Here is a 15,119-nt window from a genome sequence, read left to right as displayed (position 1 = left end):
GGCCCCCTTTCCGACAGTCCGGGTCCGAACAGCGTGGTCACAGGGTTACAACGCGGCAGACAGGCGGTAAGTAACTGCTTCCTCAGCAGTCGCGCGATCTTCCCATCGATCCGTAGGCGGACGGAAGCCGTCTCCGTACCGAAGTGATCACGCTCCGCAGGACGATACGACCAATCAGTAGCCTTCGCATAAATCAGGCGTGTTTCCGGTACGCCGAGCGGCGTCGCAGTACTCCACCGGCCTGGACCAGTTCCCCGGCCGAACACGCGAACGCCCGCCGGCCCCGGAGGGTCGGCGGGCGCTCGAGACGAGGTCACCTCACTTGATGGCGGCGGGTGGTGCCTCCGGGGTGGCGTCGGTCCAGCCGGAGAGCAGGATCGTGCTGTCGCCGTTCTTTCCGCCCGTGTGGCTGCTGCTCAGGAGCTTGCCGGTCTTCGGGTCGACGATCAGCCGGAGCTTCAGCTGGTACGCCGGGAACGAGAACCCGACCGCCGTACCCGTCCGGCCGCTCAGGTCCGTGACGTTCTGCTGGACCGTGGCGCCCGGCAGCCCTGCCAGCAGCCGGAACGCGGCGCCGCGGACCTTCGGCAGTGCCGGAGTATCACTGAGCAGACCGGCCGAGAGCTGCGCGAGAGCCGCCGCCTCGGTGGCGTCAGGAGCGGTCGTCGCCTTCACCTCGAGCAGCCGGGCCCGCAACTGCGCGGGGTCGGCCGGCAGCGCCAGCACGTCTTGCAGGGTGCCGTTGATCCCCAGGGCGGTGTAGCGGTCCGCGCCGTCCTTCAGCTCGAAGAAGGTGGCCTTACCCGGCTTCGACGAGATGACCTGGTCGTGCTTGGTCACGGTGTCGGTCGGACCGGCGTTCCAGCTCGCCGGTGCTCCCGCCTTTCGCCACGCCGCCTCGTCGGCCGCCGTGGCCGGATGCGCACCCAGTGAGCGGGTACCAAGCCAGGCGGTGCCGCCCTTCATGCCGGTCCAGGTCTCGGTCACCGTCAACTCACGCAGTTTGTAGCCGCCCGGACCGGCTGCGATCGACCCACAGCAGACGATCTTGCCGCCCGCCATGACGGTCCACTCCCTGCTCTGGACCTTCCGGACCCGGAAGTACTTGCCGGTCGTCGCTTCGGCCTTCTCCTCGTGGGCCGCCGCAACCAGCAGCACCTCGCCGGCTGACATCTTGGTCGCGGTGCCGGTCGCAGGAGGCGCCGAGACAGCGATGTCCGAGCCACCCGACTGCGCGCCGGGGGCGAACGCCAGCGGCACCGCGAGGGCACCGACGACGACGGCCGCGGCGACCGTGGTGAGGCCGGCGCCGGCGAACCGGCGACGACGGGCGGCCCGCCGGCCGCGGCCGAGATCGGCCGCGACGTCGTCGTCGGTGACCACCGGGTCGGTGCCGGCCGCGCGCTCGAGAAGGCTCTTCAGATCAGTCATCGCACATGCTCCAGTGTGTTCAGGGGTTCGCCGATGAGGTCGCGCAGCTTGTCCAGCCCACGAGCGGTCTGACTCTTGACGGTGCCCTGGCTGCTGCCCATCACCTCGGCGGCAGCGGCCACGTCCAGATCGCAGAAGTACCGCAGGACGACAGCGGCCCGTTGACGCCTGGGCAGCTGTTCGAGCGCGGCCAGCACGGTCAGCCGGTCCTCCGGTCCGGAGCCGGCCTGCGGCCCGGGCTCGGAGACCTCGTCGGTCAACGTCTCGCGATGGCGCCAGAACCGGCGCTTCTCGTCCAGGAACACGTTGATCAGGATCTTGTCGGCGTACCGCGCCGCTCCGACCTCGGGCCTGACCGCGCCCCACTTCACGTAGAGCTTGGTCAACGCGGTCTGCACCAGATCCTCGGCCCAGTGCGCGTCCCCACTGGTCAGCAGACGCGCCATCCGCATCATCCGCCCGCGGTGGGCACTCACATAGTCGGTGAAGTCCTGATCTCGGTTGCTCGCCACGCGTCCTCCGGTCCTGGTTGGGCGCTTCCTCACCGTTAAGTACCGGGTGGTGCGAACAACCGGTTGCATGGTCGTACGACGAAGGGCCCCGCGGACGTGATGTCCGCGGGGCCCTTCGCTGCTTGCTACCGGCTCAGCTGTCCTGCAGACCGGAGCTGCCGGTCGTGCCACCGGTGGTGAGGTCGGTGAGCTCCAGGTCGGAGGTCGTCGACTTCTGGTTACCGGTGAAGGTGAAGTACTCGGTCAGTCCGTCCTCGTTGACCGTGCCTTCCGGTGCCGCGTCGACCAGGACGATCTGGCCCGGGCGCAGTTCCCCGAACAGGATCTTCTCGGCCAGCACGTCCTCGACGTCGCGCTGCAGTGCGCGGCGCAGTGGACGGGCACCCAGGACCGGGTCGAAGCCACGCTTCGCGGCGAGTTCCTTCGCCGCCGGCGTGAGCTCGATGCCCATGTCCTTGTCCTTCAGCCGCTGCTCGATCTGGGCCACCATCAGGTCCACGATCTTCACGATGTCGTCCATCGTGTGCTGGTGGAAGACCACGATCTCGTCGACGCGGTTCAGGAACTCCGGCCGGAAGTGCTGCTTCAGCTCCTCGGTGACCTTGGCCTTCATCTTCTCGTACGACGACGTGGTGTCGCTCGCCTGCGAGAAGCCCAGGCTCACCGCCTTGGCGATGTCCTTCGTGCCCAGGTTCGTGGTCATGATGATCACGGTGTTCTTGAAGTCGACCACGCGGCCCTGGGCGTCGGTCAGACGACCCTCGTCCAGGATCTGCAGCAGCGAGTTGAAGATGTCCGGGTGGGCCTTCTCCACCTCGTCGAACAGCACCACGCTGAACGGCTTGCGGCGCACCTTCTCGGTCAGCTGGCCACCCTCTTCGTAGCCGACGTACCCAGGAGGCGACCCGAACAGCCGGGACGCGGTGTGCTTCTCCGAGTACTCCGACATGTCGAGGCTGATCAGCGCGTTCTCATCGCCGAACAGGAACTCGGTCAGCGCCTTCGACAGCTCGGTCTTACCGACACCGGACGGGCCCGCGAAGATGAACGAGCCGCTCGGGCGGCGCGGGTCCTTCAGGCCGGCGCGGGTCCGCCGGATCGAGCGGGACAGCGCCTTGACCGCGTCGGTCTGGCCGATGTACCGCTTGGCCAGCTCCTTCTCCATGTCGAGCAGCCGCGAGGACTCCTCCTCGGTCAGCTTGAAGACGGGGATCCCGGTCGCGGTGCTCAGCACCTCGGCGATCAGCTCCTCGTCGACCTCGGCGACGACGTCCATGTCGCCGGCCTTCCACTGCTTCTCACGCTCGGACTTCGCGTTGATCAGCTTCTTCTCGTCGTCCCGCAGCCGGGCGGCGCGCTCGAAGTCCTGCGCGTCGATCGCCGACTCCTTCTCCCGGCGCACGGTCGCGATCTTCTCGTCGAACTCGCGCAGGTCCGGCGGAGCCGTCATCCGGCGGATCCGCAACCGGGCCCCGGCCTCGTCGATCAGGTCGATCGCCTTGTCCGGCAGGAACCGGTCCGAGATGTACCGGTCGGCCATCTGCGCGGCGTTCACCAGCGCGGCGTCGGTGATGGTCACCCGGTGGTGCGCCTCGTACCGGTCGCGGAGGCCCTTGAGGATCTCGATCGTGTGCGCGATCGAGGGCTCGGCCACCTGGATCGGCTGGAAGCGGCGCTCCAGCGCGGCGTCCTTCTCGACGTACTTGCGGTACTCGTCGAGGGTGGTGGCGCCGATCGTCTGCAGCTCACCGCGGGCCAGCATCGGCTTCAGGATGCTCGCCGCGTCGATCGCGCCCTCGGCCGCACCGGCCCCGACGAGGGTGTGGATCTCGTCGATGAACAGCACGATGTCGCCGCGGGTGCGGATCTCCTTGAGCACCTTCTTCAGGCGTTCCTCGAAATCACCGCGGTAGCGCGAACCGGCCACCAGGGCACCCAGGTCGAGTGAGTAGATCTGCTTGTCCTTCAGCGTCTCCGGGACGTCGCCACGGACGATCTGCTGGGCCAGACCTTCCACGATGGCGGTCTTGCCGACACCCGGCTCACCGATCAGGACAGGGTTGTTCTTGGTCCGCCGGGACAGCACCTGCATGACCCGCTCGATCTCGGTCTCGCGCCCGATCACCGGGTCGAGCTTCGCCTCACGAGCGGACTGGGTGTAGTTCCGGCCGAACTGGTCGAGCACCAGGGAGCTGCTGGGTGCACCCTCCGGGGCCGTGCCCTGCGGCGACGACTCCTTGCCCTGGTATCCGCTCAGCAGCTGGATGACCTGCTGCCGGACCTTGTTCAGGTCCGCACCGAGCTTGACCAGGACCTGCGCTGCGACACCCTCACCCTCACGGATGAGGCCGAGCAGGATGTGCTCGGTGCCGATGTAGTTGTGGCCCAACTGCAGGGCCTCGCGCAGGGAGAGCTCCAGCACCTTCTTGGCGCGGGGGGTGAACGGGATGTGCCCGCTCGGTGCCTGCTGCCCCTGGCCGATGATCTCCTCGACCTGGGAGCGGACGGCCTCGAGCGAGATACCCAGGCTCTCGAGAGCCTTGGCGGCGACCCCTTCACCCTCGTGGATCAGGCCGAGCAGGATGTGCTCGGTCCCGATGTAGTTGTGGCTGAGCATCCTGGCTTCTTCCTGTGCCAGGACGACTACCCGACGGGCGCGGTCCGTAAATCGTTCAAACATCGCCAAAGCGCTCCTTGCCTCAGAGGAGTCGGACGTGCCGTGTTGGCCGACCCCCGTACCTGCATGCTAGTCCCCGACACCGACAGGCTCGCTCTCGGCGAACACCCGATCACTCGTCCATCAGCCGTCCGGGCGGCATCACAAGGGAACAACCGCACTGGTAACCAGCGTGTTCCCGGTGCACCGCGATCCGACAGCGTGTTCGCCACCAGCGAATTCCCAGAACTGCCTGCCCGGTCAGCCATCACCGCGACACGCCCGGTCCCACTCTGTGAAACAACCGGAATGCGGACGGTCCCGGCACCCCAATCGGGTGCCGGGACCGGCGACAGCTGAAAACTACTTCGCGTCGTTGTACGCCGCGCGCACCTCGGCGGAGATCCGGCCGCGCTCGCTGACCTCGTAGCCGTTCTCCTTGGCCCAGGCCCGGATGTCCGCGGAGTCCGAGGCCGACCGGCCGCGGCCGCGCGCCCGGCCCGCCGCACCCCGGCGGCCGGCCACCCGGCGACCCGAGCCGACGTACGCGGCGAGGGCGTCGCGCAGTTTCGCGGCGTTCTTCTTGGACAGGTCGATCTCGTACGTCGTTCCGTCCAGCCCGAATGTGACGGTCTCGTCGGCCTTACCGCCGTCGAGATCGTCCTCGAGAACCACCTGCACCCTTTGCGCCATCGATGACAACCTTTCCGCGCCCGCCATCGGGCACAATCCCCCTGCTGAATTGTTAGCACCTGATTTGTACCGCACAAACCAGGTACTTGTCATTCATCGACGCTGTGCAGTCATGGTGACCTTGAGTATTCATCCGGGTCGAACCGGCCGGTCCGGAATAAATTCGGCCCCCTGATTTGCGAAGGCCGTCCGTTGTGCTATGCAACGACCCTGTGTCTGGATTCGAAAATCACTCCGGACGCAGCAACGGGAAGAGAATCGTCTCCCGGATACCGGTCCCGGTGAGCAACATCACCAAGCGGTCCAGGCCCATCCCCATGCCGCCGGCCGGCGGCATCCCGAATTCCATCGCGCGCAGGAAGTCCTCGTCGAGATCCATCGCCTCCGGGTCGCCGGCCGCGGCCAGCAACGACTGCTCCACCAGGCGATCGCGCTGGATCACCGGGTCGTTCAGCTCCGAGTAGGCGACCCCGAGCTCGACCCCGTTGAAGAACAGGTCCCAGGCCTCGACCAGCCCCGGAATTTCCCGGTGCGGCTTCGCCAGCGGCCGCGCCGACTCCGGATAGTCGCGAACAAAGGTGGGCTGGATCAGCGTGTGCTCGCACAGCTTCTCGAACAAGTCGACGGCGATCTCACCGGCATTCCGGTCGGGCTGCAGCTCGACCCCGTGCTGCTCGGCCAACTTCAGCAGCGTGGCCAGGTCGGTGCTCGCGTCGACGCTCTCACCGACCGCTTCCGAGAGCAGCCCGAAAAGCGTCGCGTGCTGGAACGGCTGCTCGATGTCGATGGTCGAACCGTCGCGCCCGGTGATCGTCGTACGACCGATCGCACGGCCCGCGTTCCGGATCAGCTCCTGGATCAGCTCGGCCATCGTGTCGTAATCGCCGTACGCCTCGTAGGCCTCGATCATCGAGAATTCCGCCGAGTGGGTGGAGTCCAGTCCCTCGTTACGGAACGTCCGGCCGATCTCGTAGACCCGGTCGACGCCGCCGATCATCGCGCGCTTGAGGTCGAGCTCGAGCGCGATCCGGAGCTTCATCTCCTGGTCGAACGCGTTCAGGTGGGTCGAGAACGGCCGGGCCGCGGCGCCGCCGTTGGTCAGCTGCAGCACCGGCGTCTCGACCTCGACGAAGCCGTGCCCGTCGTACGTCGCGCGCAGCGCCTTCAGGACGGCTGCCTTCGCGCGCACCATCTCCCGCGCCTCGGGACGCACGATCAGGTCGACGTACCGCATCCGGACCCGTGCCTCTTCGCTGAGCGGCTTGTGCTCGTTCGGGAGCGGACGGAGCGTCTTCGCGGCCATCTGCCACGCGGTCGCCTGCACGGACAGCTCACCGCGGCGGCTGGTGATCACCTCGCCCTGGACGGACAGCAGGTCGCCGATGTCGACGAGTTGCTTGAACCGGGCCAGCCCCTCCTCGCCGAGGTCGGCGAGCGAGAACATCACCTGCAGTTCGGTCCCGTCCCCCTCGCGGAGCCGGACGAAGCAGAGCTTGCCGGTGTTGCGCAGGAAGATCACCCGGCCGGCCACCGAGACCTGCTCACCGGTCCGGGTGTCGGGCTCCAGGTCCTGGGCGTCGTACGTCGCCCGGAGGTCCTTGAGCAGGTGCGTCCGGGGCACCGAGATCGGGTACGGCGGTACTCCTTCCGCCAGCAGGCGGTCACGCTTCTCCCGGCGAACCCGCATCTGCTCGGGCAGGTCGTCCTGCCCGCTGTCGGGGTTCACCGGGTCCACGTGTGCGTCAGTCATAGCCCAAAGGCTAGTGACTGAGTGCCTCCAGCTCCGAATCCTTTGATTCGTCCTTGCTCCGGGTGACCAGGGCGCCGAGGACCACGGCGGCCGCCACGCAGGCCGCTCCGCACGTCACGAACGTCCCGCGCGGACCGAGCAGCGCACCCGCCAGACCGCCCAGCAGCATCGCGAGAATGCTGAACGAGCGGACCGTACCGTTCAGGGCCGCGATCACCCGGCCGCGGACGGCCTCGGCGGACCTGGTGACCACCAGCGCGTTGGCCGCCGCGTTCAGCATCCCGCTGCCGACGCCGATCGTGGTGGCTCCGATCAGCAGGGTCACGAGGTTCCCCGCCAGACCCATCAGCACGGCCGATCCGCCGATCGCCGCCATTCCCACGACGACTCCCACCGCCCGGGCGTGGTCGCCGTTCAGCCGGCCGCTGTACCAGGCGCCGAAGATCGCCCCAGCCCCGGTCGCCGCGCCCGCCACGCCGTACAGACCGGGCCCGAGGCCGAGCTCGCCGGTGATCAGGAAGACCTCCACGACGTTGACCGCCTCGCCTGCGACCACGAACAGCCAGAGCGCCGGCACCAGGATCCTCAGGATGTCGTCGCCGAAGACGGCGCGCAGTCCCGCCGACACCCCGCCTCGCTCGCGAGCGGCACCGGGCTCGGGCCGGCGGCGGGTGCGGACCAGTTGCGCGACGACCACCAGAGCGAGGAAGGTCCCGGCGTCGACGAGCAGGGCGCCGCGACTGCCGACCCAGCCGACCAGCACACCACCGGCCGCGGAGCCCGCCAGCATCGCGACCCCGATCAGGGCCTGGCTGGTCCCGGTGGCGCGACCGACGAGTTCCTCACCGACGATCCGCGGGATCAGCGCACCCCACGCCGGCCCTGCGACGGCTTGGCCGATCTGCAGTACGCAGACCAGCGCCAGCGTGTTGACCAGGTCGTGCACGAACGCGAGCCCGACGCCGGCGACCACCTGCAGCAGCCCCGACCAGACCAGGACCGTCCGCGAGTCGAACCCGTCCACGATCCGCCCGGCGAACGGGATCATCGCCACGGTCGGTACGGCGAACGCGAGCAGCAGTGCCGTGACGGCTGCCGGACCGTGACCGTCGGAGACGCGCAGCATCAGCGCGATCATCGCGATCGAATCGCCCGCGTACGACAGCGCGCGAGCAGGCAGGACGAGGCGGATGTCGGGACGCGACCAGATCGAAGTCTGAAGGGTTTGCTTCATAGTTGTGAAGTAAACACTTCAGATCTCGCGGCGTCAAGAGGTTCGCTACGCTGACCTCGTGGCGAAGAAGAAGCAGCTGGTGATCACGGATCCGCGGGCGATCCGGGCGCTCGCGCACCCCGCGCGGCAGGTGGTCATCGACGAGCTGTTCAGCGGCAAGGTGCTGACCGCGACGGAGTGCGCCGAGCTGGCCGGACTGACGCCGTCGGCGATGAGCTACCACCTCCGGGCGCTGGAGAAGTGGGGCATCATCGAGCGCGCCGACGAGTCCGCCGACGGCCGCGAGCGCCCGTGGAAGGCGCCGGCGGCCAACCTGGTGATCTCCTCGCAGTCGAGCAGCGCCGGACGGCTGGCCAGCCAGGCGATGCTGCGGACCACGATGGAAGCGGTCGCCGACCAGTTCGTCGAGATGGACGCGGACGACCCCTGGGACGACGTCAGCTCGATGAGCCGGTCCCGGCTGTGGCTGACCCATGACGAGGCGGAGCAGTTCAACCAGGAGCTGCTGGGGCTCGTCGACCGCTTCAAGAAGAACCGGTCGATCAGCAGCCATCCGGCCGGTGCGCGCGAGATCACGTCGCTGGTCGCCGTCGTACCGACCGGGGATCCGCCGGAAGGCAGCTGAACCGTTAGCTGAATGTGGGCGTATCCAGGAGTACCGTCGAAGTAGAGGTACTTTCCGCCGTCGGGTGGTCGCCATGCAGTCCTGGATCCTGTGGTTGATCGTCGCCGCCGTCCTCGGCACGGCCGAGTTGATGACGGCGACCTTGGACCTGCTCCTGCTCGCCGTCGCCGCGCTCGCCGCGGCCGGGATCGGCGGGCTGGGCCTCGGGATCGGCTTCCAGGTGCTGGCCTTCGCGATCACCGCCGTGGCGATGGTGACGCTGGTCCGCCCGGTGGCGCGCCGGCACCTGACCGGGCACCCGACGCTGCGCACCGGTGTCGCCGCGCTGGTCGGCCGCGAGGCCGTCGTCCTCGCGCCGTGCGACCGGGACGCCGGCCGGGTCCGGATCGGCGGCGAGGAGTGGAGTGCCCGCTCCTACGACCCCGACCTGCGGATCCCCGCCGGGACCCGGGTCGACGTGTTCGCCATCGAGGGGGCTACCGCCCTCGTCCATCCTCAGGAGGAACCATGGCCGAACTGATCATCGGAATCGTCGTCGCGCTGCTCGCCGTCGTGCTGGTACTGCGGACCGTGCGGATCGTTCCGCAGGCGCGGGCCAGCAACGTCGAGCGCCTCGGCCGCTACCTGCGCACGCTGGAGCCCGGACTGAACATCGTGATCCCGTTCATCGACCGGCCCCGGCAGCTGATCGACCTGCGCGAGCAGGTGGTCTCGTTCCAGCCGAACTCGGTGATCACCGAGGACAACCTGGTCGTGCACATCGACACGGTGCTGTACTTCCAGGTCACCGATCCGCGCGCGGCGGCGTACGAGATCCAGAACTACATCCAGGCGATCGAGCAGCTGACCGTGACCACGTTGCGCAACGTCATCGGCGCCCTGGACCTGGAGAAGACGCTGACGTCGCGCGAGCACATCAACTCGATCCTCCGCGGCGTCCTCGACGAGGCCTCCGGCAAGTGGGGGATCCGGGTGAACCGGGTCGAGCTCAAGGCGATCGAGCCGCCGGCGTCGATCAAGGAGTCGATGGAGAAACAGATGCGGGCCGAGCGGGAGAAGCGGGCCGCGATCCTGAACGCCGAAGGCCAGCGGCAGTCCCGGATCCTGACGGCCGAGGGTGACCGGCAGGCCGCGATCCTGCGCGCCGAGGGTCAGGCGAAGGCGATCGACACCGTGTTCGAGGCGATCCACCGCAACGACCCGGACCCGAAGCTGCTCGCGTACCAGTACCTGCAGATGCTCCCCGAGCTGGCCAAGGGCCCCGGCAACACGTTCTGGGTCATCCCGTCCGAGGTCACCACCGCACTGCAGAACGTCACCAAGGCGTTCAACGGCGAGACACCCCGGATACCGTCGCAGGTTCCGGCGGAAGTCCCGTCCGACAACGGCCACGACCCTGAAATAACCCGGGGATAAGTCGTGGCTGGTCGTCCCACGCCGTAGCGAGGAGGTGCTCGGTGCGGTAGCTCGGCGTGCGGGGGCGAAGGTCTCGATGCGGAGCATCGTGGCCTTTGTACCCGTGCGCCGAGGTGCCGTGCCGAGTGCCCCGCAGTAGGCGGGGGACGGCCAGCCACGACTTTTAGTTGCCCGGTCACCAAATCGGTTGTCCCACGATGTCACTATGGGTGCATGGGGGAACCTCTGCTTGTCGCGCAGGCGATCGCCATCCCGTCCGGGGTGGCGATCCTCGCGTATCTGGTGGTCGGACTGGTCATCGGCGTGGAGAGCATGGGCGTACCGCTGCCCGGTGAGACCACGCTGATCGCGGCCGCGCTGCTCGCGTCGCAGCAGCATCATCTGAAGATCGAGTTCGTGATCCTGGCCGCCGCGGCGGGCGCGATCATCGGCGACTCGATCGGGTACTTCATCGGCCGCAAGGCCGGCCGCCGGCTCTTCGAACGACTGGGCCGGCGGTTCCATCACTTCTCCGAGGACCGGATCGTCCGGGCCGAGAAGTACTTCCACAAGTACGGCGTCTGGACGGTGTTCTTCGGCCGCTTCGTCGCGCTGCTGCGGATCTTCGCGGGCCCGATGGCCGGCATGCTGCGGATGCACTACCCGCGCTTCCTGGTCGCGAACGCCGCCGGCGGGATCGCCTGGGCGACCACGATCGGCGTCGTCGCGTACAAGATCGGCGACAACGCCGACAAGATCTTCGGCCGGGTGTCGGTGATCGCGCTGATCGCCGTCGCGGTCGTGGCGGTCGCGCTGTACGTCGTCCACAAGGTCCGCAAACGCCGCCGGGAAGAGGCCGGGCCGGTCCCCAAGGCGGCGACCGAGTCAGCGGACGTGTAGCTGCAACTGCGCCGTCGTGGTCCCGTCGATCGGCCGGCCGAACATCATCGCGCCGGGGATCACGAACCGGTAGACGAAGTCGCCCGGCTGCGCGGCCTTGAACGCCAGCGCGGCGACGCCGTTGCGCATCGGCAGGGCCTTGGAGTCCACCCACCGACGGGTCTGCCGGTTCCAGGCCTGCAGCATCACGGTCGTGTTCATGGCCGGCTTCACGGTGACGGACACGGTCACCGTCGAGCCCTTCGCCGTCGCCACGTTCCCGTTGGCGAATCCGGCCGACGCGACCCGGACGACGCTCTTCGTGTACGCCGGCCTACTGGTCGACGTACCGGTCTGCGTACTGCCCTTGGTGTTCTCCGGCACGATGATCTTGTACGGGCGGCTGCCGCCCGTCTGCACCGCGATGTCGTAGTACCCGCCGGCCGTCGTCGATCCGCGCGCCGCCGGCGTCCACCGGGCGCCCGGGGCGACCTGCGTCAGCACCACGACCGGTACGCCGGCCGGTGTCGCGCGCTTGCTCGTGCACGGTGTCTCGAGGTCGCAGCCGACCTGGTGCAGGATGACCCGCCCGCGGACCCGGATCGGCACGCTGAACTGGGCCAGCCTGGGGACGGCGGCGTTGATCGAGCTGGTCAGCCCGAGCACCTGCCCGCCGATGCTGGTGCTCCACTCGTTCTGGGTGCGCAGCTGGAAGGTGTACGGCGGTTTGATGCTCTTGATGACCTGCCGGTTCGAGGTTGTCGCCGGGCCGATCACCTTCAGCATCTTGCCCGGCCGCCCGATCATCGGCACGTACCGCTGGGTCTTCTTGCCCTTCACGTCCAGCGGGTCGTTCGGCGTGAAGTCCTGCGGAGCGACCGGCACCGACCAGCGGATCAGCACACCGCGCCCCTGCTTCGCCACCGCGGCAGCGCTCGGCCGCACCGGACCGTCGGTGTCGAACACCGGCGACTTGGCGAGCTTGCTGGTCACCCCGCCCTGCGAGGTCCCGGTGCCGACGGCGACCTTGTAGTTCCCGTCCGGCGGGAACGCCGAGGTCGGGATCTCCCACTGGTTCGGTTCACCGGCCGGGATGTACTTCAGGTACGACGGGCTCTCGCTGAGCACGCCCTCGATCGTGACCCGGTTCGGCAGCCCGTTGTCCTTCCAGGTCACCAGCACCGCGGCCCGCCCCTTGGGCGCCCACGCGACGGTGACATCGGTCGGCGCCGGGTCGGAGGCACAGGCAGTCAGCGAGGCAGCCCCCGCAACCACTGCCAGCGCGACGGCGAGTACGCGCCGCATTCCGACCACCTCGTCTCAACCGCCTCACGATCAACCTGGTGAACCATACCCAGTCACAGGTGCCGGATCCCCACGACCGTTGCCGGATCGGTATCGCGCACCTACCGTGAGGTAAGCCACTGAGGGGGGAACCGAGATGGCATTCATCAAGACGCCGAACGAACCGGAGATGTTCGCGGCGAACCGGGCGCCGGCCGGGCATGTGCCGAACTTCGTGCACACGTTCGCGGCGCGGCCGGCCGTCTACGAGGCGTGGAAGCAGTTGAACGGCGCGATCAAGGAGTCGATGGACCTGCGCCGCTACGAGCTCGCCACGCTGGCGGCGGCGACCGCGCTGAAGTCGAGCTACTGCAGCCTCGCGCACGGACAGATCCTCGCGGACAAGTTCTACACCGCGGAGGAAGTCGTGGCCCTCGTGGACGAACCGGCGAACGACCCGGTCGACCGCGCCGTGATGGCCTTCGCACGCCAAATCGCACTCGCCGCGGACACCGTGACCCAGGCGGACGTCGACGCCCTGAAAGCGGTCGGCCTGTCGGACGCCGACGTACTCGACGTAGCGCTCGCGGCCGCAGCCCGGGCCTTCTTCTCCAAGACCCTCGACGCGACCGGAACCCAACCCGACGAGGCCTTCAACGGCCTCCCCGAGACCCTGCGCAAGACCCTTACCGTCGGACGCCCGATTCACTCAGGCTGATTGTTCGGGTCGCCGCCGAGGTGGTGGTTCGTGGTGACGCCCGTGTACATCAGGTGCGTCACGAGCCCCTGCGCGGCGTGCGGAAGGTTGTGGCAGTGATCCATCCAGATCCCCGGGTTGTCCGCCACGAACGCGACCTCGTAGGTCTCCTTGTCCTCGACATTGAGGGAGTCCGTCCACCACGGGCTCCCGGTCGCTCGCACCCCGTCGCGACTCAGTACGACGACGTGGTGGCCGTGCAGGTGCATCGGATGGACCTGGCCCGAGCTGTTCTTGATCGTCATCCGCACGATGTCGCCCTCGCTCACCACGAACATCGGCACGTCCGGGTACTGATGCCCGTTGATCGTCCACCACAGCCCGGGTTTCCCGTCGAAGAAACCGATCTGGCGGCCGATGTCGTACCGGAACACGCGGGTCGCCTTCGCGGGATCGAACCCGAGCGGTTTCGGGGCGCCGTACGTCAGCAGGTCGACCCGGTCCCTCGGCTCGGTCCCGGCCGGCGCGTCGCCGTCGCCGATCACCAGCGTCGTCGGTCCGCCGCCGAGCCCGATCCGCACCGCCTTCGTCGTGGGGATCTCGAGGTCCACCCGGCCGCCCGCGGTGACGAGCACCGCATTCCCACTCACCTCGGTCGGCGCGTTCACGTCGGTCCCGTCGACCGCGACCACCTTGTACGACGCCCCGTCGACCCAGATCGGCATCGGTCCGTTGTCGGCGTTGATCAACCGCAGCCGGGTCAGCGGACCGGGTGCCTTCACCCGGCGTTCGCCGTACTCGCCGTTGACCGTGCGGACCTTGTCGTACGTGTGCACTGCCGCGACCACGTCCGTCGCGGTGGGTTGGACGATCAGTACGCCGTACAGACCCTTCTGCACCTGCTCGTGGGAGACCTGGTGCGAGTGGTACCAGTACGTGCCGGCGTCCTTCGCGACGAAGCGGTACACGTACGACTTGCCCGGCGGGACCGCGTCCTGGGTGACACCCGCGACACCGTCCTCGGCATTCGGTACGTCGACACCGTGCCAATGCAAGGTGATGCCATCGGCAACGTTCTCGTTGCGCAGGGTGACCTGGACGAGATCGCCTTGTCTCGCGACGATCCGCGGACCCGGCGACGTGTGGTTCAGCGTGTAGCCGTCGATCGATCCGCGGCCGGGGATCTCGAAACGCTCCGTGCGCGCCACGAGCTCCACCTCGACAGCAGGCTTCCGATCGGCAGGACCGGTCAATTGGCTGACGTCCGTACCGTGGTGGGCATGCGGCGACACCGGCCCGCCGCCGTAGTCGGCGTACCCCATCGCCATCGGCGACAGGTCGTTCGGCACCAGACTCCGCTGCCAGAAGAACCCGAGCGGCGCCAGTATGGCGATCGTCGCGACGATCCCGATCAGCACCCGGCGAGGCGGCGGCCGCATTATCCCGACCGCCCCCTGTCAGTTGCCAAGCGCATCTAAGTGGTCGCCTCGGCCTGTGTCTCGGCGGACGCCGAGGCCGGTGCGGCCGCGCGACGGGCAGCCATGCTCGCGACCGCGAGCAGAGCGAACGCGTTCAGTCCGTGCAGCGCGCCGACCACGGGCGCGCCGAAGGACGCGACGGCCAGCCCGAACTGCAGGACGACCAGGCCGAACACGTACAGCGCCCACTTGACGCCGCCGTCGACCTTCGCGAAGAACGAGATGATCAGCAGCAAGATCGTGAGGAGCGGAATGATCCCGCTGCCGACGATGGTGTGGATCATGTGTCCGGCGTTGAAATCGGAGTTCTTGTCGTACACCAAGCCGCCGTCGACATCCTTGAGCACCGTGAACCACGCTAGCCCGATCGCCGCTGCCTGGACCAGCACGCCGATCGCGATGAGCCCGGCCAAGGCACGATAAACAGACCTCATACTTCCCCCAACCCCTGAAGCCCCTTGGCCTCATAGTGAGCCAGGTCACCT

14 protein-coding genes are annotated in these 15,119 nt (G+C 68.1%); 5 read left to right on the top strand and 9 right to left on the bottom strand.

Features of this window, described 5'->3' with window-relative positions:
- Positions 1–318: 318 nt before the first annotated feature.
- From E0H92_RS05635 to E0H92_RS05610, 6 genes are all read right to left on the bottom strand, one after another.
- A complete protein-coding gene (locus tag E0H92_RS05635) occupies positions 319–1,431 on the bottom strand; it encodes a CU044_5270 family protein (RefSeq protein ID WP_131495585.1) in 1,113 nt (370 codons plus the stop codon).
- Complete coding sequence (locus E0H92_RS05630) at positions 1,428–1,943, bottom strand: SigE family RNA polymerase sigma factor (protein ID WP_202873523.1); 516 nt, start codon at positions 1,941–1,943, stop codon at positions 1,428–1,430. Before E0H92_RS05630 ends, E0H92_RS05635 begins: the two co-directional genes overlap by 4 nt.
- A gap of 133 nt (positions 1,944–2,076) precedes the next feature.
- A complete protein-coding gene (locus E0H92_RS05625; protein WP_131465169.1) occupies positions 2,077–4,623 on the bottom strand; it encodes an ATP-dependent Clp protease ATP-binding subunit in 2,547 nt (848 codons plus the stop codon).
- Between the two features lie 339 nt (positions 4,624–4,962).
- The gene (locus E0H92_RS05620; protein ID WP_130384932.1) at positions 4,963–5,292 is read right to left on the bottom strand and encodes a histone-like nucleoid-structuring protein Lsr2; all 330 of its coding nucleotides are present in this window, start codon (positions 5,290–5,292) and stop codon (positions 4,963–4,965) included.
- A gap of 229 nt (positions 5,293–5,521) precedes the next feature.
- A complete protein-coding gene (gene lysS / locus E0H92_RS05615; protein ID WP_131465167.1) occupies positions 5,522–7,042 on the bottom strand; it encodes a lysine--tRNA ligase in 1,521 nt (506 codons plus the stop codon).
- Positions 7,043–7,052: 10 nt separating this feature from the next.
- A complete protein-coding gene (locus E0H92_RS05610) occupies positions 7,053–8,276 on the bottom strand; it encodes an MFS transporter (RefSeq protein ID WP_131495583.1) in 1,224 nt (407 codons plus the stop codon).
- Positions 8,277–8,334: 58 nt separating this feature from the next.
- Here E0H92_RS05610 and E0H92_RS05605 point away from each other — a divergent pair, with 58 nt between their 5' ends.
- The 4 genes from E0H92_RS05605 to E0H92_RS05590 all read left to right on the top strand — a co-directional run bounded on the left by E0H92_RS05605 (position 8,335) and on the right by E0H92_RS05590 (position 11,196).
- On the top strand, positions 8,335–8,901 hold the full coding sequence (locus E0H92_RS05605) for a winged helix-turn-helix domain-containing protein (protein WP_165549701.1): 567 nt from the start codon (positions 8,335–8,337) through the stop codon (positions 8,899–8,901).
- Positions 8,902–8,974: 73 nt separating this feature from the next.
- The gene (locus tag E0H92_RS05600) at positions 8,975–9,421 is read left to right on the top strand and encodes an NfeD family protein (RefSeq protein ID WP_131465161.1); all 447 of its coding nucleotides are present in this window, start codon (positions 8,975–8,977) and stop codon (positions 9,419–9,421) included.
- Entirely contained in the window at positions 9,409–10,317 is a 909-nt protein-coding gene (locus E0H92_RS05595) for an SPFH domain-containing protein (RefSeq protein WP_238153043.1), read from the top strand. The genes E0H92_RS05600 and E0H92_RS05595 overlap by 13 nt, the downstream gene beginning before the upstream one ends.
- Before the next feature lie 213 nt (positions 10,318–10,530).
- Positions 10,531–11,196: a DedA family protein gene (locus E0H92_RS05590; RefSeq protein WP_131495581.1), complete on the top strand. Its 666-nt coding sequence runs from the start codon at positions 10,531–10,533 to the stop codon at positions 11,194–11,196.
- Here E0H92_RS05590 and E0H92_RS05585 read toward each other — a convergent pair.
- Complete coding sequence (locus tag E0H92_RS05585; RefSeq protein WP_238173322.1) at positions 11,182–12,480, bottom strand: hypothetical protein; 1,299 nt, start codon at positions 12,478–12,480, stop codon at positions 11,182–11,184. The genes E0H92_RS05590 and E0H92_RS05585 overlap by 15 nt on opposite strands.
- Before the next feature lie 136 nt (positions 12,481–12,616).
- Between E0H92_RS05585 and E0H92_RS05580 the strand changes: the two genes are divergently transcribed.
- Positions 12,617–13,177 carry a carboxymuconolactone decarboxylase family protein gene (locus E0H92_RS05580; protein WP_131465155.1) on the top strand — a complete coding sequence of 187 codons (561 nt, stop codon included), beginning with the start codon at positions 12,617–12,619 and terminating at the stop codon, positions 13,175–13,177.
- Here the strand turns inward: E0H92_RS05580 and E0H92_RS05575 are convergent.
- Together E0H92_RS05575 and E0H92_RS05570 are read right to left on the bottom strand one after the other, a co-directional pair.
- Positions 13,165–14,595, bottom strand: coding sequence for a multicopper oxidase family protein (locus E0H92_RS05575; RefSeq protein ID WP_131495579.1), 1,431 nt, complete (start codon positions 14,593–14,595; stop codon positions 13,165–13,167). The genes E0H92_RS05580 and E0H92_RS05575 overlap by 13 nt on opposite strands.
- A gap of 35 nt (positions 14,596–14,630) precedes the next feature.
- Complete coding sequence (locus tag E0H92_RS05570; protein WP_131495578.1) at positions 14,631–15,068, bottom strand: hypothetical protein; 438 nt, start codon at positions 15,066–15,068, stop codon at positions 14,631–14,633.
- Positions 15,069–15,119 lie beyond the last annotated feature (51 nt).

This window comes from Kribbella speibonae, from assembly GCF_004331375.1.
Classification (GTDB): domain Bacteria; phylum Actinomycetota; class Actinomycetes; order Propionibacteriales; family Kribbellaceae; genus Kribbella; species Kribbella sindirgiensis.
This window is presented reverse-complemented; position numbering and strand designations above follow the sequence as displayed.

What these genes read in the sequence shown, in the direction of transcription:
- E0H92_RS05635 (WP_131495585.1), bottom strand. Translation starts at nt 1,431, where the DNA reads ATGACTGATCTGAAGAGCCTTCTCGAGCGCGCGGCCGGCACCGACCCG.
- E0H92_RS05625 (WP_131465169.1), bottom strand. Translation starts at nt 4,623, where the DNA reads ATGTTTGAACGATTTACGGACCGCGCCCGTCGGGTAGTCGTCCTGGCA.
- E0H92_RS05620 (WP_130384932.1), bottom strand. Translation starts at nt 5,292, where the DNA reads ATGGCGCAAAGGGTGCAGGTGGTTCTCGAGGACGATCTCGACGGCGGT.
- lysS (WP_131465167.1), bottom strand. Translation starts at nt 7,042, where the DNA reads ATGACTGACGCACACGTGGACCCGGTGAACCCCGACAGCGGGCAGGAC.
- E0H92_RS05610 (WP_131495583.1), bottom strand. Translation starts at nt 8,276, where the DNA reads ATGAAGCAAACCCTTCAGACTTCGATCTGGTCGCGTCCCGACATCCGC.
- E0H92_RS05600 (WP_131465161.1), top strand. Translation starts at nt 8,975, where the DNA reads ATGCAGTCCTGGATCCTGTGGTTGATCGTCGCCGCCGTCCTCGGCACG.
- E0H92_RS05595 (WP_238153043.1), top strand. Translation starts at nt 9,409, where the DNA reads ATGGCCGAACTGATCATCGGAATCGTCGTCGCGCTGCTCGCCGTCGTG.
- E0H92_RS05590 (WP_131495581.1), top strand. Translation starts at nt 10,531, where the DNA reads ATGGGGGAACCTCTGCTTGTCGCGCAGGCGATCGCCATCCCGTCCGGG.
- E0H92_RS05585 (WP_238173322.1), bottom strand. Translation starts at nt 12,480, where the DNA reads ATGCGGCGCGTACTCGCCGTCGCGCTGGCAGTGGTTGCGGGGGCTGCC.
- E0H92_RS05580 (WP_131465155.1), top strand. Translation starts at nt 12,617, where the DNA reads ATGGCATTCATCAAGACGCCGAACGAACCGGAGATGTTCGCGGCGAAC.
- E0H92_RS05575 (WP_131495579.1), bottom strand. Translation starts at nt 14,595, where the DNA reads ATGCGGCCGCCGCCTCGCCGGGTGCTGATCGGGATCGTCGCGACGATC.
- E0H92_RS05570 (WP_131495578.1), bottom strand. Translation starts at nt 15,068, where the DNA reads ATGAGGTCTGTTTATCGTGCCTTGGCCGGGCTCATCGCGATCGGCGTG.